This window comes from Mycolicibacter kumamotonensis (genome assembly GCF_002086285.1).
In the GTDB taxonomy this organism is placed as follows: Bacteria; Actinomycetota; Actinomycetes; order Mycobacteriales; family Mycobacteriaceae; genus Mycobacterium; species Mycobacterium kumamotonense.
Genome location: NZ_MVHU01000053.1, coordinates 1 through 21,294 on the forward strand (window position 1 = coordinate 1; position 21,294 = coordinate 21,294).

General features: G+C 64.2%; 22 protein-coding genes. 15 read left to right on the forward strand and 7 right to left on the reverse strand.

The genetic code is table 11. The features are described from left to right. Positions 1–79: 79 nt before the first annotated feature. Entirely contained in the window at positions 80–505 is a 426-nt protein-coding gene (locus tag BST28_RS21460) for a pyridoxamine 5'-phosphate oxidase family protein (protein ID WP_083082994.1), read from the forward strand. Between the two features lie 5 nt (positions 506–510). After that, on the forward strand, positions 511–1,116 hold the full coding sequence (locus BST28_RS21465; protein WP_083082996.1) for a class I SAM-dependent methyltransferase: 606 nt from the start codon (positions 511–513) through the stop codon (positions 1,114–1,116). Positions 1,117–1,120: 4 nt separating this feature from the next. On the opposite strand, the gene BST28_RS21470 is transcribed toward BST28_RS21465, so the two are convergent. The 3 genes from BST28_RS21470 to BST28_RS21480 form a co-directional block, all read right to left on the reverse strand. Further along, positions 1,121–1,345, reverse strand: a complete 225-nt coding sequence (locus BST28_RS21470) for a hypothetical protein (RefSeq protein WP_083083010.1) — start codon at positions 1,343–1,345, stop codon at positions 1,121–1,123. A gap of 77 nt (positions 1,346–1,422) precedes the next feature. Continuing rightward, on the reverse strand, positions 1,423–3,567 hold the full coding sequence (locus tag BST28_RS21475) for a 3-hydroxyacyl-CoA dehydrogenase NAD-binding domain-containing protein (protein WP_019737303.1): 2,145 nt from the start codon (positions 3,565–3,567) through the stop codon (positions 1,423–1,425). Between the two features lie 14 nt (positions 3,568–3,581). After that, positions 3,582–4,793: an acetyl-CoA C-acetyltransferase gene (locus BST28_RS21480; protein ID WP_019737304.1), complete on the reverse strand. Its 1,212-nt coding sequence runs from the start codon at positions 4,791–4,793 to the stop codon at positions 3,582–3,584. 163 nt (positions 4,794–4,956) lie between these two features. Between BST28_RS21480 and BST28_RS21485 the strand changes: the two genes are divergently transcribed. Further along, positions 4,957–5,370, forward strand: a complete 414-nt coding sequence (locus BST28_RS21485) for a DUF2628 domain-containing protein (RefSeq protein WP_083082998.1) — start codon at positions 4,957–4,959, stop codon at positions 5,368–5,370. A 28-nt stretch (positions 5,371–5,398) separates the two neighbouring features. Beyond that, positions 5,399–6,592 (forward strand): pyridoxal phosphate-dependent aminotransferase, encoded by a 1,194-nt coding sequence (locus BST28_RS21490; RefSeq protein ID WP_083083000.1) that lies wholly within the window; start codon positions 5,399–5,401, stop codon positions 6,590–6,592. On the opposite strand, the gene BST28_RS21495 is transcribed toward BST28_RS21490, so the two are convergent. Continuing rightward, complete coding sequence (locus BST28_RS21495) at positions 6,579–7,031, reverse strand: SRPBCC family protein (RefSeq protein WP_083083002.1); 453 nt, start codon at positions 7,029–7,031, stop codon at positions 6,579–6,581. The genes BST28_RS21490 and BST28_RS21495 overlap by 14 nt on opposite strands. Positions 7,032–7,085: 54 nt before the next feature. Further along, positions 7,086–7,529: an SRPBCC family protein gene (locus BST28_RS21500; protein WP_019738696.1), complete on the reverse strand. Its 444-nt coding sequence runs from the start codon at positions 7,527–7,529 to the stop codon at positions 7,086–7,088. An 88-nt stretch (positions 7,530–7,617) separates the two neighbouring features. Between BST28_RS21500 and BST28_RS21505 the strand changes: the two genes are divergently transcribed. After that, positions 7,618–7,959, forward strand: a complete 342-nt coding sequence (locus BST28_RS21505; protein WP_083083004.1) for a DUF732 domain-containing protein — start codon at positions 7,618–7,620, stop codon at positions 7,957–7,959. A gap of 4 nt (positions 7,960–7,963) precedes the next feature. Here the strand turns inward: BST28_RS21505 and BST28_RS24270 are convergent, their stop codons facing one another. After that, complete coding sequence (locus BST28_RS24270) at positions 7,964–8,722, reverse strand: chymotrypsin family serine protease (protein WP_420093453.1); 759 nt, start codon at positions 8,720–8,722, stop codon at positions 7,964–7,966. A gap of 228 nt (positions 8,723–8,950) precedes the next feature. On the opposite strand from BST28_RS24270, the gene BST28_RS21515 reads away from it, so the two are divergent. Both BST28_RS21515 and BST28_RS21525 read left to right on the forward strand, forming a co-directional pair. Then, on the forward strand, positions 8,951–9,400 hold the full coding sequence (locus BST28_RS21515) for a DUF5994 family protein (protein WP_083083006.1): 450 nt from the start codon (positions 8,951–8,953) through the stop codon (positions 9,398–9,400). A gap of 587 nt (positions 9,401–9,987) precedes the next feature. Then, positions 9,988–11,127 carry a rolling circle replication-associated protein gene (locus tag BST28_RS21525; RefSeq protein WP_234808367.1) on the forward strand — a complete coding sequence of 380 codons (1,140 nt, stop codon included), beginning with the start codon at positions 9,988–9,990 and terminating at the stop codon, positions 11,125–11,127. A 24-nt stretch (positions 11,128–11,151) separates the two neighbouring features. Here BST28_RS21525 and BST28_RS21530 read toward each other — a convergent pair whose 3' ends face one another. Further along, a complete protein-coding gene (locus tag BST28_RS21530; protein WP_234808368.1) occupies positions 11,152–13,062 on the reverse strand; it encodes a hypothetical protein in 1,911 nt (636 codons plus the stop codon). 255 nt (positions 13,063–13,317) lie between these two features. Here BST28_RS21530 and BST28_RS21535 point away from each other — a divergent pair, with 255 nt between their 5' ends. The 8 genes from BST28_RS21535 (at position 13,318) to BST28_RS21570 (ending at position 21,236) form a co-directional block, all read left to right on the forward strand. Then, positions 13,318–14,163 carry a hypothetical protein gene (locus BST28_RS21535; RefSeq protein ID WP_052537931.1) on the forward strand — a complete coding sequence of 282 codons (846 nt, stop codon included), beginning with the start codon at positions 13,318–13,320 and terminating at the stop codon, positions 14,161–14,163. An 87-nt stretch (positions 14,164–14,250) separates the two neighbouring features. Beyond that, positions 14,251–15,420 (forward strand): ImmA/IrrE family metallo-endopeptidase, encoded by a 1,170-nt coding sequence (locus BST28_RS21540; RefSeq protein ID WP_234808369.1) that lies wholly within the window; start codon positions 14,251–14,253, stop codon positions 15,418–15,420. Beyond that, positions 15,420–15,908: a DUF4411 family protein gene (locus BST28_RS21545; protein ID WP_052537920.1), complete on the forward strand. Its 489-nt coding sequence runs from the start codon at positions 15,420–15,422 to the stop codon at positions 15,906–15,908. The genes BST28_RS21540 and BST28_RS21545 overlap by 1 nt, the downstream gene beginning before the upstream one ends. A gap of 296 nt (positions 15,909–16,204) precedes the next feature. After that, a complete protein-coding gene (misB, locus tag BST28_RS21550) occupies positions 16,205–17,101 on the forward strand; it encodes a N6-methyl-deoxyadenosine monophosphate phosphatase MisB (protein WP_074303674.1) in 897 nt (298 codons plus the stop codon). Further along, positions 17,098–17,859 carry a Metis abortive infection pore-forming effector MisC gene (gene misC, locus BST28_RS21555; protein WP_174479888.1) on the forward strand — a complete coding sequence of 254 codons (762 nt, stop codon included), beginning with the start codon at positions 17,098–17,100 and terminating at the stop codon, positions 17,857–17,859. The genes misB and misC overlap by 4 nt, the downstream gene beginning before the upstream one ends. Before the next feature lie 177 nt (positions 17,860–18,036). Continuing rightward, a complete protein-coding gene (locus BST28_RS21560) occupies positions 18,037–18,684 on the forward strand; it encodes a DNA methyltransferase family protein (RefSeq protein WP_052537921.1) in 648 nt (215 codons plus the stop codon). After that, a complete protein-coding gene (locus BST28_RS21565; RefSeq protein ID WP_052537922.1) occupies positions 18,677–20,320 on the forward strand; it encodes an Eco57I restriction-modification methylase domain-containing protein in 1,644 nt (547 codons plus the stop codon). The genes BST28_RS21560 and BST28_RS21565 overlap by 8 nt, the downstream gene beginning before the upstream one ends. Further along, positions 20,313–21,236: a GIY-YIG nuclease family protein gene (locus tag BST28_RS21570; RefSeq protein WP_083083008.1), complete on the forward strand. Its 924-nt coding sequence runs from the start codon at positions 20,313–20,315 to the stop codon at positions 21,234–21,236. Before BST28_RS21565 ends, BST28_RS21570 begins: the two co-directional genes overlap by 8 nt. Positions 21,237–21,294: the final 58 nt, after the last annotated feature.

Consider the following 21,294-nt stretch of genomic DNA (forward strand, 5'->3'; position numbering starts at 1 on the left):
TCTTCGGCCGCATGCGAACCGACAAACAAACCCAACAAAGCCCTTGCCAAACGGCAGCGGCTTGACATAGGAGAAACACATGGCCCTATCCAAGGACGCACGCGAGCAGTTTTTGGCCGAGCCGCACATCGCGGCGCTGTCGGTGAGCGCAGGACCCGGCCGGGGCCCGCTGACGGTGCCGATCTGGTATCAGTACACCCCGGGCGGTGAGCTGTGGGTGCTCACCGGCGCCGAGTCACGCAAGAAGCGGCTCATCGAGGCCGCCGGCTGTTTCTCGATCATGGTGGAGCAAGCCGAGCCGACCGTGCGCTACGTCGCCGTCGACGGTGCCGTCAGCCGCATCGAACCCGGCACCGACGAGCAGCAGACCGAACTGGCCCACCGCTACCTTCCTCCCGACCGGGCCGAGAAGTTCGTCCAGTACGCGCTGACCGAACTGGGCGAGCACGTGGCCATCTATCTGCGCCCCGAGCACTGGCTCTCCGCTGATCTGGGAGCCATCTAGACGCTATGGGGGGCAGGCGGCTGCTGTTTCGGGGGATGTATCGGCTCGGCTTTACTCCGTGGGACGGCCACGCCCTGGCCCGCGGACTGCGCAACCTGGTGGAGAGCGACCCGGGTGTGGCGTTGTCGCCGAGCACCGCGCTGGATCTCGGCTGCGGCACCGGGGACAACTCGATCTACCTGGCGCAGAACGGATGGCGGGTCACCGGAGTGGATTTCGCCCCGCGGGCGCTGCGCATTGCGCGGGCCAAAGCCCAGGCCGGAAAGGTGTCGGTGCGGTTCATCTGCGCCGACATCGCCCAACTCGCCTCGGCCGGTCTCGGTGATGACTTCACGCTGGTGACCGACAGCGGTTGCCTGCACGGGATGAACGATCACGATCGCGCGGTCTATGTCCGGCAGGTCAGCGCGGTGACCGGACCGGACTCGCAGCTGCTGATCGTCGCGTTCACCCCCGGTGCGTTGTTCGGTGTCCGCGGTATCGACCAGTCCGAGATCACCCGGCTTTTCGCCCCGGAGTGGGAGTTGGTGGCCTCCGGCGACGAGCCGAACTATCTGCCGGCCAACGGCGGCCAGCCGGTGCGCCATTACCTGTTGGCGCGCCGGGCCTGACCGGTCAGCTCCCGCAGGCGCTGGGCAGCAACATCATCAGCGGCCACAGCATCACCCCGGCCACCGTCGCCACCTCGTAGATGCTGTGGGGCGGTATGCCGAACTGCTGCTCGGCCCTGGTCTGCAAAAGTTCCACACCGTCGGGGCGCAGGAACAGGCACACCACCCCGATGATCACGTAGATCAGGCCCAGCCACAGCGCCGTCTCCAGCAGCTTGGCGATGCTCACATTCACCCGATAGTCCAACAGACGCGAAATCCCCCGAAGCCATGAAGGTTCGGGGGATGTCACGTCTGCCAGCCTAACTACAGCAGTGACTTGGGCGGGGTGAACCGGTCGCCGTACTTGGCGGCCAGCTCCTTGGCCCGCGCCACGAAGGCGTCCTTGCCCACGCCGTGCGGGCCCTCATAACCGACGATGAACTGCGCGGTTCCGCCGGTCCACGGCGGGAAGCCGATGCCCATGATCGCGCCGATGTTGGCGTCGGCGGTCGAGGTCAGCACGCCCTCGTCGAGGCACTTCTGGGTCTCCAGCGCCTCGGCGAACAGCATCCGGTCGATCATGTCCTGCAGCGGCGGGGTGGAGCTGCCCGAGTTGAACGTCTCCCGCAGACCCGGCCACAGACCGGCACGCTTGCCGTCGACGTACTCGTAGAAGCCGGCGCCCTTGAGACGCGAGGGTCGGCCGAGCTCGATCATCTTGTCGACGACCGTCTCGTTCATCTGCTTCTCGTAGGTGCCACCGGCCGCCTCGATGCCTTCGCGGGTGGCGAGGGCGATCTTCTGCATCAGCTCCAGGTTGAGCTCGTCGCAGAGCTGCAGCGGAGCGGCCGGGTAGCCGGCCTGCAGACCGGCCTGCTCGATGCTGGCCGGCTCCACGCCCTCACCGAGCATCATCAGCGCCTCGTTGACGAAGGTGCCGATCACCCGCGAGGTGTAGAAGCCGCGGCTGTCGTTGACCACAATCGGGGTCTTCTTGATCGCCAGCACGTAGTCGAACACCCGGGCCAGCGCCTCGTCGGAGGTCTTCTCACCCTTGATGATCTCCACCAGTGGCATCTTGTCGACCGGCGAGAAGAAGTGGATGCCGATGAAGTCCTCCTGGCGCTTCACGCCGGTCGCCAGACCGGTGATCGGCAGCGTGGAGGTGTTCGACCCCAGCAGCGCGTTGGGCTCGACGATGTCCTCGATCTCCTGGAAGACCTTGTGCTTGAGGTCCTGGTTCTCAAACACCGCCTCGATCACGAAGTCGACGCCCTTGAGGTCGGCCGGGTCGCCGGTCGGAGTGATCTTGTCCAGCAGCGCCTTCGACTTCTCCGCGGTGGTGCGGCCACGCTCGAGCGCCTTGGCCTCCAGCTTCTCCGAATAGCCCTTGCCCTTCTGCGCCGCCTCCAGGCTGACGTCCTTGAGCACCACGTCGAAGCCGGCCTTGGCCGACACGTAGGCGATGCCGGCGCCCATCATTCCGGCACCGAGCACACCGATCTTCTTGATCGGGGTCTGGCCGATGCCGTCGGGCCGGCTGCCGCCGCCGTTGATGTGCTGCAGGTCGAGGAAGAACGCCTGGATCATGTTCTTGGCGACCTGGCCGGTGACCAGCGAGACGAAGTAGCGGCTCTCGATGCGGGTGGCGGTGTCGAAGTCCACCGCCGCGCCCTCGACCGCGGCGGCCAGGATCGCCCGCGGCGCCGGCATGTTGGCCCCCTTGAGCTGCTTGCGCAGCAGGGCCGGGAACGACGGCAGAATCGCCGCCAAAGCCGGGGTGGACGGGGTGCCGCCGGGCATCTTGTAGCCCTTGGCGTCCCACGGCTGGGTGTGGGCATCCGGGTTGGCCTTGATCCAGGCCTTGGCGGCCGGCACCAGCTCTTCGACGGTCGGCAGCACCTCGTCGACCAGGCCGATCTCCTTGGCCTTGGCCGGCTTGAATCGGGTGCCCTGGGCCAGCACGTTCATGAAGGCGTTCTGGATGCCCAGCATGCGCACCGTGCGGGCGACACCGCCACCACCGGGCAGCAGGCCCAGGGTGACCTCGGGCAGGCCGAGCTGGCTGCCCTTGGCGTCGGCGGCGATCCGGTGGTGACACGCCAGCGCGATCTCCAGGCCGCCGCCGAGCGCGGCACCGTTGATGGCCGCGACGACGGGCTTGCCCAGGGTCTCCAGGGCCCGCAGGTCGGCCTTGATGCCCTCGCACTGCTCGAACACGGCCTGGGCGTCGTCCGGGCCGACGTGGATCATCGCCTTGAGGTCGCCACCGGCGAAGAAGGTCTTCTTCGCGCTGGTGATGACCACACCGGTGATCGAATCCTTCTCCGCCACAAGGCGTTCCACTGCGTTGTGCATGGACTCGCGGTAGTGCTCGTTCATCACGTTGGCCGACCCGGTCGGGTCGTCCAGGGTCAGCGTGACGATGCCGTCAGCGTCCTTGTCCCACTTGATGGTGTTCTCTGCCATTTTTGAAAACCCTCTCAGACGCGCTCGATGATGGTGGCAACACCCATGCCACCGCCGATGCAGAGTGTGATCAGAGCGCGACGGGCACCCCGGCGCTCCAGTTCGTCGACCATGGTGCCGGTGATCATCGCGCCGGTGGCGCCCAGCGGGTGGCCCATCGCGATGGCGCCACCGTTGACGTTGAGCTTCTCATCCGGAATGTTGAGGTCCTTCTGGAACTTCAGCACCACCGAGGCGAACGCCTCGTTGAGCTCGAACAGGTCGATGTCGTCGACGGTCAGCCCGGCGCGGTCGAGCACCCGCTGGGTTGCCGGGGTCGGCCCGGTGAGCATGATGACCGGGTCGGCGCCGGACGTGGCCGCGGCCACGATGCGGGCCCGCGGGGTCAGCCCCTGCTCCTTGCCGGCCTTTTCGCTGCCGACCAGCACCAGCGCGGCACCGTCGACGATGCCGGAGCTGTTGCCGCCGGTGTGGACGTGGTTGATCTTCTCGACGAAGTGGTACTTCTGCAGCGCCACGTCGTCGAAGCCGCCCATCGCGCCGATGCCGTCGAACGCGGTCTTGAGCTTGCCCAGGCTCTCGACCGTCGTACCGGGCCGCATGTGCTCGTCGTGGTCGAGAACGACCAGGCCGTTCTGGTCGCGCACCGGGACCACGGACTTGGCGAAGTAGCCGCCCGACCAGGCCGCGGCCGCCAGTTCCTGGGAGCGTGCCGCGTAGCGGTCGACGTCCTCACGCGAGAAGCCTTCGATGGTGGCGATCAGGTCGGCGCCGATGCCCTGCGGCACGAAGCCGATCTGGTAGTTGGTGTCGGGGTCGCTGGCCCAGGCGCCGCCGTCGGAGCCCATCGGGACGCGGCTCATCGACTCCACGCCGCCGGCGAGCACCAGGTCGTCGAACCCGGCCTTGACCTTGGCGGCGGCGGTGTTGATGGCCTCCAGGCCGGAGGCGCAGAACCGGTTGAGCTGGACGCCACCGGTGGTCTCGGGCATGCCGGCGGCCAGCATCGCGGTGCGCGCGATGTCGCCGCCCTGGTCGCCGACCGGCGACACCACGCCGAACACGGAGTCGCTGATCTGGTTGACGTCCAGATCCGGGTAACGGCTGCGCAGCTCGTTGACCAGGCCGACGGCCAGGCTGACCGGCTTGATCTCGTTCAGCGCCCCGTTGCGCTGCTTGCCGCGCGGGGTGCGAATGGCCTCGTAGATGAAGGCTTCTTCGGACATGACTGGAGTTCCTCTTCAGTGTTCGATGCGGATTGTGCGATTTCGTCTGCTGGGAGCGTAGACCTCTGCTTCCCACCCTAACAGGGTGGCCTATCAACCGGATGGTTGGGCAGCGTCCGCTGGCGGCACAACGCCCGGCGACGTGCCGATACACTGCGGCTTCATGACCGACGCCGATGCTCCCGCGCAGCTGTCCCCGTCCTGGCGGCAGCGCTTTGCGTTCTTCGATGCCTACGGGTTGCCGTCGTCGTCTCCGGAGGGGCGCGACGCGATCCGGGCGCTGCCGTGGCGCGACCGGATCCGCATCAACTCGAACTTCTGGGCGTTCGTGTTCTTCCCGTTCTACTTCTTCGTCAAGGGCATGTGGCGCAAGGGGCTGACGTGGGCCGCGGTGGCCGTTGCGCTGGCCACCGTCGGTGTGACCCTGGACCTCAGTGACCAGATCGCTCGGGCGGTCGGCATCGGGCTCGCGGCCGCGGCCATGACCACCGCTAACTATGCCTACTACCTTCATCTGGTCAAAGGCAGCCGGTCCTGGAACGTCCTGGAGGGCTTCGGCCGGCGTTCCGCGGACTGAGACCGCGCAGCTCTTAAGCTGGCCGGTTATGACGGTGTCGCGGTTACGGCCCTATGCCACCACGATCTTCGCGGAGATGTCGGCGCTGGCCGCACGGATCGGCGCGGTCAACCTCGGTCAGGGCTTTCCCGACGAGGACGGGCCGCCGGCCATGCTGGAGGCCGCCCGGGCCGCGATCGCCGACGGCATCAACCAGTACCCACCCGGTCTCGGGATCCCCGCGCTGCGCGAGGCCGTCGCCGGCCAGCGCCGCCGGCACTTCGGGATCGACTACGACCCGGACACCGAAGTCCTGGTGACGGTCGGGGCCACCGAGGCCATCGCCGCCGCGGTGCTCGGCCTGGTCGAGCCGGGCTCGGAGGTGCTGCTGGTCGAGCCGTTCTACGACTCCTATTCGCCGGTGGTCGCCATGGCCGGGGCGCGGCGGGTCAGCGTGTCACTGGTTCCCGACGGCCGCGGCTTCGCGTTGGACGTCGACGCACTGCGGCGCGCCGTCACGCCGGCAACCCGCGCGCTGATCATCAACTCACCGCACAACCCGACCGGCACGGTGTTCACCGAGTCGGAGCTGGCGGCGATCGCCCGGATCGCGGTGGAGGCCGATCTGCTGGTCATCGCCGACGAGGTCTACGAGCACCTGGTCTTTGCCGGGCGGACCCACCTGCCGCTGGCCGGCTTCGAGGGCATGGCGCAGCGCACCGTCACCATCTCCAGCGCGGCCAAGATGTTCAACTGCACCGGCTGGAAGATCGGCTGGGCCTGCGGGCCGGCGCAGCTGCTGGCCGGGGTGCGGGCCGCCAAGCAGTACCTGAGCTATGTCGGCGGGGCGCCGTTCCAGCCGGCGGTGGCGTTGGCGCTCAACACCGAGGACGCCTGGGTGGCGTCACTGCGCGCGACGATGCAGGCACGCCGGGACCGGCTCGCCGCGGGGCTGGCGCACATCGGCTTCGAGGTGCACGACAGTTTCGGCACCTATTTCCTGTGCGCCGATCCGCGGCCGCTGGGCTACGACGACAGCACCGCGTTCTGCGCCGAACTGCCGCATCGGGCCGGGGTGGCCGCAATCCCGCTGTCGGCGTTCTGCGTGCCCGCGGCCGAGGCCACCGCGCCCGAGGTCTGGAATCACTTGGTGCGCTTCACTTTTGTCAAACGTGAGGACACCCTCGATGAAGCGATCCGTCGCCTGGGGGTGCTGCGGGACGGGCCGATCACGACCCGCTAGGGGGCCCGTCGCCCATCACCCGCTCACGCAGCCGCTCGGTGGCGGTGGCCAGCACCACCTTGCTGGCGCGCCGGACCAGAAACGCCGGAATCGGCCCGGCCGGTTCGACGGTGATGTCGAAGCGGACCCGGGTGCTGTCCGGGCCTTCCCGGGTCAGGGTGTACTCGACGTGTTGGGCGCGCTGCTGCGCCGTGGCTTTGGCATCCCAGACCATCCAGTCCGGGCCCCAGTGGTATTCCAGAATCTCCTTGTCCACCAGTCCCAGAACCTTGATGGTGGCGCGGACGTGGTGGGGACGGCCGTCCTCGTAGGTGTCAAGAATTTCCACCCGCTTGTGCACCGGCGACCAGGACGCCAAGTCGGCCACGTCGGCCAGGGCGTCGAGGATTTTCTCCGGCGGCGCCTCAATCACAATTTCCCGCGATGCTCGAACAGCCACTACCCCGAGCCTAGCCGGGTGGCCAGCCCCCGGCTGGGTTTCACCGAACCGAAGTCAGTGGCCCTTTTTGACCTTGAGCACCTGGGTGCGCAGGCCGTCGGTGGCGGTCTTCATGCCGCCCTTGAGGGTGTTCTTGAGCAGGAATCCCGGGATCGGGATCGACGGGTCGACGGCCATGTCGAAGCGGACCTTGGTCGCCTCGCCCTGCGGAGTCAGCGTGTACTTGGCGTCCTGCGCCTTGAGCTGGCCGGCCGACACCAGCGTCCAGCCGACACTGTCGGCGGTCCAGCTGTATTCGACGACCTGCTCGTCGGTGAGACCGGCCGCCTTGATTCTCATCCGCACTCGGCGCGGGCGGCCGTCGTCATAGGTGTCGAGCACCTCGGCGGACTGGTACTGCGGGGACCAGGACGGGACGGACTCGACGTCGGCGAGGACATCGAAGATCTCCTCCGGGCTGGCCTCGATGACCACTTCGCGGGAATCCTTGACTGCCATGGCTGGCAACGATAGCCAGCCGTGCGGTGGCGCGCGGGGAATTCGGGCCGGTCGGAGTTGTCACGGCTAACCGGGCGGCGGTGGCACGATGGAGGTCATGCATGTGACCGCGCGCATCGCCGCGCCCCTGCTGGCCGCCGCGGCATTGGCCGCCGCCCCCGCCGCTCACGCCGACGACGCCAGCTATCTGGCGAAGGTCAACGCGTCGCCGGTGCCGATCCCGATCGCCGATCACGTCAAGGTGACCTCGGGGCACTACATCTGCGCCCAGTTGCGGATGTACGGCCACACCGGGACCTACCGGGCCGGGATTTCGCCGGGCGACCTGGTGCGCCAGCTGACCAACACCTTCTACTACAGCCCCGAGGCAGCCGACGTCCAGATCGCCGCCGCGCAGTCCGAGCTCTGCCCGGAGACGTTGCGGCCGTGAGCTTTTAGCCGAGGCCGAACCCGGCGCCGGGACCACCCTTGGCGTTGACGTCGGCGAGGACCTCCTTGAACATCACGATCCCCGGCCCCGACTGGTCCGGCGGGGCGACCGGGGTGGAGCCGTCGCGGACCATGCCGACGATCAGGTTGTCGATGGTGATCGGTGAGCCGTCATCCCCGGGTTGCCACCACTGTTCAGCGGTGGTGTTCACCCCGTCGGGCCCGATGTCGTAGCAATTCAGGCCGGTGCCCTGGCCGAGCTTGCACGCCTGCTTGGCGGCGGCCGGTTCCGGCACGGCGGCTTCTGTCGCGGCGGGTGTTGGGCCGGCAGGTTCGGGGGCGGGCTCCGGGCCGGCAAACTCCGGATTGGCGGGTTCGGGCTCCGGGGGCCCGATACCGAATATTCCGAACCCTTCGTAGTCGGCGATCGGCTTTACCTTGACCGGATCGAACTCGATCACCGCGTAGCCCAGAGCGTCATCGGCGGCCACCACCGTGCCCACCGTCCCGCGCTCTTCGGCGCCCTCTGCGACAACGTCAGAGCCCGGCCCGCCGCAGTGGGCTGACGTGAAACCGATCAGCCGACCGTCGCTGTCGTGGCCCATGGCGGTCAGCGTGCACAGCGTGTCGTCATGGAGCACGATCGCCGCACCGCCGCCGAGCAGAATCTGGTCACCGGCCGCGGCGCTGGTCGGCAAGCCGATGGAGGCGATCACGGCGGTACCGACGATCGCAGCCGTTCGCCGAGAGGATGCACGGTGCACAGCGGCTCAGTCTAAGGTCCGCCGGCCGGCGAACCGCCCCCGAAACGCTGCCGAGCGCGTACGGTCGAGGATGAGCCTCTTCATTGTCAGCGGGTGGTCTACCCAGATTCGCCACGGGCGACCCCACGGGCAATCGTGTTTCTTCCGCCTGGCCCCACCCGCGGGCCAAACGAATCGTGAAGGAATCCCCGTGAATTGTGAACAGTGGCGTCAGCAGGAGCAGCCGCGATGATCCACCCGATCGGCGGCACCCGCCAGGCCCGCCCCATCCGGCTCACGGTGGCTCGCGAGCTCGGCGGCGACATCGACGGCGCCTGGTGGCCACGCGCCGATCGCATCACCCGTGAATTACCCGGGCTCGTCGCGGTGTTGACGCCTCGGCTCGGTGAGATCACCGGCATCAACGTCAACTGGTCCCCGCTGCAGCGACCACCGGACCTCAACTGGCCGGGATGGGAAGGAAAACGCCAACACGTGATGACCGTCAGCGGCACGCAGGCGTGCGTGAACCTATTGGTGATCTCGTATGCGACACACAGCGCGCTGGCCATGATGGTGATGCGCTGCGCCGCGAACCTGCCTATCGAGGCGGCGGACCAGAACAAACCCGTGTGCCTGACCGCAAGCTCGATTCTGCGCTCCGCCCGGCGACAACGTGAGGCCGCCTGCGGAACCTGATCCCGGCCGACCGAGCAGGATGAGATCTAGTGGCCAGGGCCGGGATCGAACCGGCGACCTTCCGCTTTTCAGGCGGGCAAGACAGCCACTGACCTGCGGTTTATCTGCTTCTGTGCGTGCTATGCGCCGCATTGAGCTGCGCTGACGTACTCAAGCTGTCCGGCGAACGGACATAAACCGGACACGGTGCTTGCACTCCCGACCAGGGATTCCCCGACGGCTCGTCACTTCGTGACGCCCGCAGCGGGCTCCCGGGGAGCAGGCACCGGATGCCCAGAGTCACCAGATCGACCGGCGGGCACAACAGCCACCACGGGGCAGCGGTCCATCGTTTGGCCAGCCACCACCCGAACGGCCAGCCGGAACACGGCCGTAGCCGCGGACGCCGGGAGGCCGCGAGCGCCCGAGGCCGCCAGGCCGCGGGGCGCGACTGCCGGCCGGGAGGCGGGAGCGGCGTAGGTCGTGTTCCGGCTGGGACTCCCGGGCTTGTTATATGTCCCAAAAGTGTCCGCGACGCCGCCGAGGACGATGTCGGCGCGGACTGGTCGGCCGCCGATGCTCTGAGGCTGCGGTTCCCCAGCCCCGAAATGGTCGCCTCGGCGGCAGCGTTATTCGACCAGGCCGAGCCCTGGGCTGCTGGTCGCGATCTGCGTGGAGTGGAACCGGAATCCGGCCGCTTCCGGATCACCGTCGGCCCCGGCGTAGTCCGCCTGAGCTGGGGCAATCCGGTCCGCGCTGAAAGATCAGCCGAACGCCATGTGGACCGGCGCCGGTTCGACGTAGCGGTCGAAGAAGATCGCATCAAGTCCAGCCGGGACGACGCTGACCCGCCTGGCCGTTCGATCACCGAGTGGTCGCGGAAATCGCGTGCTGCGATGTGCCGCACCTTCGCCGAACTCGACTACAGACCGTTGGTGGAATCTGGGCGGGTACCGGCGATGGTTACCCTGACCTATCCCGGCGACTGGGAGCCCGTCGCTCCGGACGGGGCCAGCGTGAAACGACACATGGTGTTGTTGCGCAAACGGTTTCAGCGGGAATACGGCGAGCCGGTCCGGTGCATCTGGAAACTGGAATTTCAACGACGCGGCGCACCTCACATTCACCTGTGGATGGCACCGCCGATGTCACCAGGCCGCTCGGGTCGCGCTTTCGCTCAATGGCTGTCCGAAGCGTGGGCGCAGGTGGTCGATCACCCCGACCCGGAGCAGGAATCCCGACACCGCCTGGCCGGCACGGCGATCGACATACGCAACGGACTGAAAGCCTGCGACCCCAAACGCCTGGCCATCTATTTCACCAAGCACTCATCGCCAAATCTGCATGGCGACAAGGAATACCAACATGTCGTTCCCGAACAGTGGCGGCGGCCTGGCCGCGGTCCCGGCCGGTTCTGGGGCGTGTACGGACTCAAGAAGGTAGTCGCCGTCGTGGAGGTCGCGCAGGACACGTACCTGGCTGCTCGTCGGATTGTGCGGCGCTGGTCGCGCAGCCAAGCGGTGTACGGCGACTCGGCTAGTCGCTTCCCCACGGCGGTGGTGCCGCGCACGGCCACGTACCTGGTCCCGCGGGGCGACCGCGAATCCGGCATCGTGGTGCATCGTCGGGTGCGACGACGACGGACCCTCTGCAAGCAGAGTGGACTAGCCGGTGGATACGCGCTCGTGAACGACGGACCAGCATTCGCATCGCAACTCTCAGCGGCGTTGTCGATTGCCCGCGCATGACCACCACTCCGACCGCACCAATGTCTAGCTTCCGTCGAGCAGCTTCATCACCTTGTGACTGTTAACCAGGATGTGCCTGCTGAGCGGCAGGGGGAGGCCACGGCGATGCAGGAAGATCTGCAGGGAAGAATCACCTTGCGATATGACTGCATGACGCCACCCTGCGAGCAACTTCATCATGTTCCGATCGTCGCCTGGTCTTTGCGGCAAGCTCAGCGCGAAATCGGCCATCCCTTCCAGTAGTTGAACGTCCGAGACGGTGATCAGCCCTGGCGGGTACACATGCGGCTGCAGGTGCCCGAAGACTTTGCGGCCGCGTTCGATGATGTCGAAGTTCGTGATGATTCCAGCGGGCACACCTGTATCGGGAATTACGACTAGTGGAACGAAATTCGTGTCGTCATTGACTACTTCACCGTCCCAGCCGCCGTGCTTCTTAGCGAGATCGATGGTCGACACGAGCTGCTTGAACTTGCTCTCAACGTAGATCTTGTCGATGTCGGCGGCAAACTCGTCAAACGTCGCTAACCCCTGCGCCGCATCAGCCTTCACTGCGTGATTCGTGGCGTCGATGACAACGCAGTGACCCTCGCCTAGCAGCATCCAGTCGCACACTGAAGGCGTCTGGTCTTTCTTCTCCGTCCACGCGGCCTGCATCTCCGCCTCGTCGACGATTTTCTGTATCCCTTTGCCCTTCGCTGCAATTCGGTGCAGGATGCCGCTGACGAAGATCTCAAAGGCTTCGTTCATCGCGTTCTTGAAGCGATCGCCGAGCCCCCTCGACTGACTACCCAGGCTGTACCAAGCCTCGTGATACAGCGTTGCGCCACATAGACGTTCCATGGCCCACTGGTGGCGGATCATGACGATTGCGCTGTCGCCGACGGCGATGAATGGGTACTGCGTGAAAGTGAACCGCTGGTGTGCGATGTCGCCGGCTTCGCGGTCCGCCGCGAGCGCCTCCCTGTACCCCTCTAGCGTCAATGCCATGTGGCCGATCAGGTAATCGATCGCCGCGTCGGATACGCCGTCGGCGACTAGCTCGTCGCGGGTGAATCTGACCTGGTGGTCGCCGCTGCTGCGCTTGACGATGCGGTGGCCGAGCCGAAGCAGGTCTAGCAGCTCGACGCCGGTGCCGATCTTGAACGCTTCGGCCGGCGTTGCGCCGAGGCCGGTCGTCTTGGACTTCTCGGCCCACGGCGCAAACCACAAGTCGTAGGTATTCGACAGCACCATCTCGTACTTCGCCGGCATGTTGTAAAGATTCGACGCGACCTCGTCGGGGATGAACTTCCTTGCGTATTCGAGGAGCTCCTCCATGCTATTCGTCGGCATTTCACGTTCGACCTTGGCGATCTCGTCTGACGTCGGCACGTCGCCGGCGAACCCTGGGACGCTGTTCTGCTCGGACGTGATCGACAACAGGAGGTGCACCAGCGTGTTGCGATCGATCGACGCAGCGGTCTCCTCTACCGATGCGCTTTCAATGATCTCCCGCTGCAACTGAGCTGTGGCTCGGGGGGAGACGAGTAGATCGTGATGTTCAGTCACCCTCTTGCGCGCCCGCTGGCAGGCCTCGCCGTCACCCGCGCCGAGGAATTCAGCCTCGACGATGTCCGGGCGCTGATCGGTGGTGAATGCGATGTCCCATTGCCCTTGAAGGCGAGCCACGGTTTCGAGGGCGTCGAAAAGGTTGATACCGCCGAGCAACTCGCGCCGTTGCATCTCCGAAAGTGGCTTCAAACCCAGACGCCCGCAGACGATCAACTGCGGTCTTGACTGCATGAACTGCGTCATCTGCCGGATTGCTTCATCAGGTGAACTTGGCTGTTTCCACCGCGGGACTGCCCCGAAAGGTCCACCCTGCGGCTGCAGGCCGAAGATACCTCGCATCGGTCGAGCGGCTTCCTGCTCGCCCTTCTCGGCGCGCTCCATACGAAGTCGAGCACCTTTACCCATCGGTTGACATTCCCTCTCATCAGCAGCAGGTCGCTCGACGCCAACATCGTTCCGTCCGCAGCCTTCAAAGAGTAAAAGCTAGCTCCGACAAGTAGCCACGACGTCACGCGTCAGCGCACCTCCACATCGGGTTCTCAGTGCCCGTTGAGCACGCGCTCGGAGTCGCGTCGGCCGGGGGCGCGCCCGCTTACAACGACGTAGATGTCGGTGTACAGCAGTACCGTCGCGACCATGATCCAAGACGACTTCTTCGCCGTCAGCACAGAGTCGGACGGGTGGGGCTCGCCGACCACCGAGCTGCGCGTCGACCTGTTGGATCAACTGCGGGCCGGGCCGGTGGCAGGCGTCGACGACCTAGACGTGGCGATCGCGCTGAGCGGCTTGGTCTGGGACGAGTTGAAGGCGTACGGGACGGACGGCGCCACCCGCCTCGACAATGAGCAGATCGCGCTTGCGCAGCGCGCTCTGAAGGCGACGCTTCACCGCATAGGTATCGAGTTGGACTTCCCGTGGCGGAACTTCGAGAGCTTCAAGACCCACTGGATCAAGAACGAGTGCTCCGGCTCCTGGCAAGCCCGCCGCGTCCAGCTGGAGGAGTTTTTCGGCCCGGTGCAACAGCAGCTGGACAAGCTCGAAGAAGCCCAGTTCCGGGCGGTGAACGCCGAGGCGGTGTCGCCGCACACGAACACCGGGTGGCCGAAGGTAGACGTGGAGCTGACGGAGTTGCGTCGCCGCTTCCGCTGCGCTGCCACGACTCAGGACTATCGGGACGTGGGAAACCGCTCCGTTGCCGTACTGGAGGCCGCCAGCCGCACGGTGTACGACCCCGCAGTTCACGTGCGCGACGGGGAGACCGAACTGTCGCCCGACAAGACGAAGCTCCGCATCAGCCGCTACGTCGAGGACTCCCTGGCGGGGAAGGACAACGAGGCGATCCGCGGCGTCGTGGTCAAGACGATCGAGCTGGCGCACAGCGTGAAGCACTCCACGGAACCTTCGCGGCGGGAGGCCGGGATCTCCGCAGACTCGGTGATCATGCTGGCGAACATCCTCCGCCGGGTGAACCAAGACTTCTGAGTCGGCCGTATCGGTTGAGTCTCATCGGCAGGGTCGACACACCCCGACGAGTCGGCTGCGGCACACTGACACCAAGCACGGAAGGAGGTGGCGGGCACCGTGGTAGTTCGTGTAGAGGTTGCCCCCAGCCTCCTCGAATGGGCCGTCGAGCGCGCCGGCTGGGATGACGAAACTACGCAACGTCGGGCACCGAAACTCGACGAGTGGATCAGCGGTGAGCGACAGCCGACCCTTAAGCAGTTGGAGAGCTTCGCGCACGCGACTCACACCCCGTTCGGCTTTCTGTTCCTACCCGAACCGCCGAACGAGCCGGTGCCCATCCCGGACATGCGTACGGTCGGCAACGCGGCGGTGCCTCGCCCGTCTGCTGATCTGCTGGACACGATCTACATCTGTCAGACCCGGCAAGAGTGGTACCGCGACTACGCCCGGGACCATGGTGCTCCCCGGTTGGAGTTCGTAGGCTCCGCGACGGCCGATACGCCCCCGGCGGACGCAGCCCGAGTGATCCGCGCTGCCCTCGATTTCGACTTAACCGAGCGCGCCGTGTTCACCAATTCCGACGATGCGCTGCGGCAGCTTATCGACCGCATCGAGGCCATCGGTGTACTCGTGATGGTGAACGGCATTGTCGGCGGCGACACTCACCGCGCCCTGGACCCGGAGGAGTTCCGGGGCTTCGCGCTGTCCGACCCGGTAGCGCCGCTGATCTTCGTCAACGGGGCCGACACCAAGGCGGCGCAGATCTTCACGCTGATTCACGAACTCGCCCATGTCTGGCTCGGCGGCAGCGCCCTGTCCGATGCCACGATGGTCGCTCGGGACGGCGTCGCCGAGGAGCTGTGGTGCAATCGGGTCGCCGCTGAGACCCTGGTCCCGCTGGCCGCCCTTCGCCGCGATTATCAGGGTGAGCCGACGCCCCAGGAGCTGACACGCCTGGCCCGTCGTTACCGAGTGAGCACGCTGGTGATCCTCAAGCGCCTGTTCGACGCACGCTTCCTCGGCTGGGACGACTACCGGGAGCGATACGAGGCAGAGCGGGAGGCCGTCGTCGAACTGGCGAAGCGCCGCCGCGGAGAGAACTCCGGCGGGAATTACTACAACACCCAACCGCTGCGCCTGAGCCGCCAGTTCGCACGTGCAGTGGTCACCAGCACCTACCAGGGCGACACCAGCTTCCGAGACGCCTTTCAGCTCCTCGGAACCAAGAAGCACGAAACCTTCGCCCGCCTGGCTGACGAGATCGGGGTCGGTTGATGTACCTGGTTGACGCGAACGTTCTCATCGAGGCGAAGAACCGCTACTACGCCTTCGACATCGCCCCCGGGTTCTGGGAGTGGCTTGAAGGTGCGCATGCCGCCGGCGAGGTAGGCAGTATCGACGCAGTGAAGAGGGAACTGGTCGGCCGGGCTGATGAACTCTCGGCCTGGGCGCAGAGGAACGGCTCCTTCTTCCAGCCGATCGATCAGGCCACAACGGCCCATTTCCCGGCGCTCACCGCGTGGGCGGCGTCTCGCCCGTTCACTCCGGCCGCACTCGCGGAGTTTGCCGGCAACCAGGCCGACTACCAGCTGGTAGCTCACGCACGCGGCCACAACCACGTCCTGGTCACCCACGAGCGCCCGGATCCCAACTCGCGAAAGCGGGTGAAGATCCCCGACGCCTGTGCCGCGATCGGTGCGACGTACCTGGACCCGTTCGAGGTAATGCGGCGCACCGGGGCGAAGCTGGAACTGGGCACCTGACTGGTGCAGTCGTCACCGATCGCCGCTCCTCGATGTTTCCAATACGTTCGGGGCCGCGCACAGGTGCGGCGATGTCGATCACCACGAACTCGACAGAACCCGTCCCCGGGCGAACGGACCGGGCAGAACCCGCCGACTGGGCACAGCGCCGAACCCAAGTCACAAACCAGCGCCCGCGCACCTAATCCGAGACCGATGAGGCAGCCACGACACCCACGTGAAAGATCGTGCCCAGGGGGTACGCCCCATCTTCCGATCCTCGTCTACTTGTCCCTGCCCGTGTCTACGATGCCATCATGGCAGCCGAAGCACGGGACAAACATTTTCCGAGCGTTTTGATCACAGACCTTGACAACACACTTTGGGACTGGTTCGCGGCCTGGCACGATTCCTTCGCGCCGATGCTCGATCGGCTTTCTGTACTGAGCGGCATACCAACAAATGTCCTGGAACCTGAGATTCGAGCCATACACCAACTTCGAGGAACGTCAGAATACTCAAACCTCCTGAACGAACTACCTAGCCTGATATCGCAGGGAGGCGAACTAACACCACTTGAGCGATATGATGAGGCAGTTCATGTTCTTAACTCCAGACGTTTAGAAGCCACACAGCTGTATCCCGGTGTAAAAGATACCCTACGCACACTAAAAGCCCGCGGAGTCACAATTGCAGCCTATACAGAATCTGTTGCATACTGGACCGAGTGGCGCGTAAAACACACGGGGCTCGATGGACTAATCGGGTCGCTGTATTCTGCACCAGACCACGATCTACCTCGGGGGACGACGATCGAAAGCCTGAGGCGACGACCACCCGAAGAATACGGATTGAACAGTACTATCCATAAACATATCCCCCGCCATGAACTCAAACCGAATCCAGCCGTGCTGAAATATATTATTTCCGACATAGGAGCGGAACCAGCAGATACCATATACGTAGGCGACAGCCTGATGAAGGATGTTGCTATGGCCAGATCCGCCGGCGTACTTGACGCTTACGCGAAGTACGGAACCGTGCAGTCCAGGCCCGAGTACGAGCTACTGCGCAGAGTCTCGCACTGGCCGGAAGAAACGGTAGAGCGTGAGCGCTCCTATATGCACACTCCACAAGTAGAACCAACGGTCATTTTAGATGTCGGATTTGCCGATATACTTCAAGTATTTGGACTAGTGAGCGATAACCAATGAGCAGCACCTCTTCGAAAAATGATCTGGACCAGGCACCCCCCAGTCCGCTGACCTCCGATCAGTTGGCTTCAAAGTACGTCGAACTATGGAAAAAGACCGTCGAAGTTCAACAACATTTCAACGATCTTGAATGGCGCATCCGAGGCCTAGCGTTGACAGCCGCCACGTTCGCCCTCGGCGCTTCTGCAGTCGCAGCAAAAGACGGTACAGTCATCGGCGGAGTAAGCCTCGGCACCGGGGTCTTAATTCTCGGCGTTGTATTGTGGTACGCATTTTATTTTGTTGATCGATACTGGTACCATTCGCTACTCATCGGATCTGTCAAGCATGGCTCCATTTTGGAAGCAGAGTTGCGCAGGTGGCTCCCGAAGGCGGGTTTGACCGATTCGATCTCTGAAGGCAGCCCAGAGCTGCCACCATTAGCTTTGAAGTGGACCACGGCCCACAGGAAGGAAAAGCGCCTCCGATCCACTGACAAAATGGTGGTGTTCTATTCAATCGGGGGATTCGTCTTGATTGTAGCGGCAATTTCGCTTCAAGTAGCAGCTAACCTGACACCCACCAAAATCGACGAAATAAAAACCGGGCACATGACTGAAACAGTTCGGCAGGCTCCCCCCACATCGTCCGGTCTCGATTCGGCGCCAGCCACGCCTGGTCCTGAACCGATCATCACGCGTACACCAGTGAGCCCTACACCAGCGCTTCCGGGGATGCAGAGCGGAACAGAAGCCGTACCGAACCACGGGGGAGACTAAGTTGCCGCGTTTCCCTGGCCTGTGCTGGCTGTACGACCCCCTAGGCAGTGTTCCGCGGGGGATGAATAGCACGGTGACGCCTTCCTGGATGCAGTCAATCCCACCCCTTGGCGGCTCTCACATAGATTGTCGTGTCCCGCTGGCACCTGGACCCAAGCTAGCTCATAGGCTCTGGCTGTGAACCTAGTGAAGTCGAAGGCACGCGTGGCTGAACACGGCGAGGTGTTCACACCGCCATGGCTGGTCGACGCCATGCTCGACCTGGTGAAGGGCGAATCGGAACGCATCGATTCCCGCTTTCTCGAGCCGGCATGCGGCGCCGGCAACTTCCTCATCCCAGTTTTGCGACGCAAACTCGCTGCCGTAAACGCCCGGTACGGTCACCGTGAGTTCGAGAAGCGACACCAGGCCCTTCTGGGGTTGATGTGCATCTACGGCATCGAACTGCTCGACGACAACATCGCCGAATGTCGCGACAACCTGCTGACTGTCTTCGCTGGCGACCTGGGCCTCGCCGCTGGCGACATCTGGCACTCCGCGGCGGCCGCTGTGCTGACGGTGAACATCGTTCACGGAGACGCACAGTCCATGAACACCCGCGCGATGGCGCCGCAGCCGATCACATTCGCCGAATGGTCATACCTGGGGAAGGGACGCTTCCACCGCCGTGACTTCCGCCTCGACACCATGACGAGAATGTCGTCCTTCCGTGAGGAGGACACTCTGTTCAGTGATCCAGGCAAGCATGAGATCTTTACACCAACCAGGGACTACGGAACGCTATCCGTCACCGACATCGGGAGACAAGGTCCGTCTGATGACTGATCAAGCCGCCTTCAGCCTCCGCAACCGGAACCCAGATGTATTGACCTGCATAGCGAACCTCTCAAACGACGAGGTTTTCACACCACCCGGCTTCGCGAACCAAATGCTCGACCTCGTAGCCGACGCGTGGGCGGAGGGTAACGCCGGCGCGAGCATCTGGGCCGACAAGTCCATAACTTTCCTTGACCCGTTCGCCAAATCAGGGGTCTACCTTCGCGAGATCACATCACGTCTCGTCAAAGGCTTGAAAGACGAGATCCCAGACCTGCACGAGCGGGTAGACCACATCCTGACCAAGCAGGTATTCGGCATCGGGACAACCCATCTGACGGCCTTGATCGCCCGCCGCAGTGTGTACTGCTCGAAGTTCGCGAACGGGAAGCATTCAGTCGCGACGTCCTTCAGCAGCGACAGTGGTCACATCTGGTTCGAGCCTATGAATCACACCTGGGTAGGGGCCACCGAGTACGTCGAGACCGCGGACGAGAACGGCAACCCCGTCAGCACCGGCACCAATGGTAGGTGCTCGTACTGCGGCGCCAGCCAGAAAGCCCTCAATCGCGGCGAGGGACTGGAAACCCACGCCTACGCCTTCATCCACACCGACGACATCAAGGCTCGGATGGCCGAGCTGTTCGGAGCAGATATGCAGTTCGACGTCATCATTGGCAATCCGCCCTACCAGCTTCAATCGGATGGCGGAACGCGAGACATCCCCATCTACCAACACTTCGTAGAGCAAGCGAAACGACTTGAGCCTCGGTACCTGGCTATGGTCATTCCGTCGAGATGGATGGCCGGCGGCCTCGGCCTGGGCGAGTTTCGGAAATCAATGCTTGCCGACACTCGAATCCGCGAACTTGTCGATTACCCAAACGCCGCCGAGGTGTTCCCGTCCGTGGGGATCAACGGGGGCGCCTGCTACTTCCTTTGGGACGCTTCCCACGATGGCGCTTGTAACGTCACGACAGTTCGGGGCGGGGAAGTTGTAGGCCCGATGGCGCGGTCGCTGGACGAGTTCGATGTGCTCGTTCGAGATGCGCGGGCGCTAAGCATCCTGCGCAAGATCCTTGCGACGGGCGAACCCTCGGTCAACACGATCCTGGCTCGCGACAAGGAGTTCGGCTGGACCTCCAACTTCGACGGTTTCCACACGGTGCAACAGCCCGGCGACGTGCCCCTCTACTACATCCGATCGATGAAGCGGGGCAACGGATTCATCGCCCGCGGTGCCGTCACCAAGAGCGCACACCTCATCGATACGTGGAAGCTACTCGTTCCCTCGGCCGGATCGGGTAGAGAGCGAGAGAAGTCTGGTGTTGATCTCGTCCTTGGCCCCCCGCTCATCGCACCGTCACCGTCGGTCTGCACCCAGTCGTTCCTGTTCTTCTACCTGGATTCTGAGGACGAGGTGCAGAGCATCAAGTCCTACTACGCGACTAGGTTCTTCCGCTTCCTGGTGTCACTGCGGAAGATCACCCAGCACGCAACCCACTCAACGTACTCATGGGTTCCGCTGCAGTCATGGGACCGGAACTGGACCGACAGTGAGCTTTACGCCAAATACGGGCTGACCCCTGACGAGATTTCCTTCATCGAGTCGATGATTCGGCCGATGGAGCTGTCCGATGACTAAGTCCATCGAGGAACTCCTGCCGGAGAAGCCCGAAGCCCGCCTCCGCATCTACGCCTACTCAATCGAGGACGATGCCCACGCCGGGCTACTCAAAATCGGCCAAACCACGAACGATGTGAAGACACGCGTGGAGCAACAGCTCAAGACCGCGGCAATTAAGAACTTCACCATCCATCTGGACGAGGCTGCCGAGCGTGTCGACGGCTCGACCTTCACTGATCACCAGGTTCGTGCGCGCCTCAAAGCCAAGGGCTTCGCGAACCCTGAGTTGGAGTGGATGAGGTGCACGGTCGCCGACGTTCAGACAGCGATTACGGAGCTGCGAACAGGACAGGTACTCACGGGCAGCCACCACGAGACATTCGCCATGCGGCCCGAGCAGGCCGCAGCCGTCGATAAGACATACGCCTACTACCAGTCGATTTGGGATGAAGACGCCGACACCGTTCCACGCTTTCTGTGGAACGCCAAGATGCGGTTCGGTAAAACGTTCGCCGCTTACCAGCTCGCCAAGAAGCTGGGCGCGGTCAAGGTGCTCGTGGTGACGTTCAAGCCCGCGGTAGAGGACGCCTGGCAGCATGACCTCGAATCACATGCTGATTTCGACGGCTGGCAGTACCTGTCCAAGGCCACCGGCAAAGATCCCACCACCGCTGATCCGAGCAAGCCGATCGTCTACTTCGGCTCCTTCCAAGACCTGCTGGGTAAGGACAAGTCCGGAAATATCAAGCCAAAGAACGAATGGCTGCACGAAACGAACTGGGATCTGGTGATATTCGATGAGTATCACTTCGGCGCATGGCGCGACCGGGCAAAGGAGTTGTTCGAGGGCGAGGACGAGGCGGAGGCCAAGAAGGAGGCCGCCGCCGAGTACAACACTGAGCTGGACACGTTCAATGAATCGCCCTGGGTTTGATGGAGGCTCGGGCTATTGGATTTCGACCAGGGGTTGGCCGGTCCGCTGCCCAGCGTAG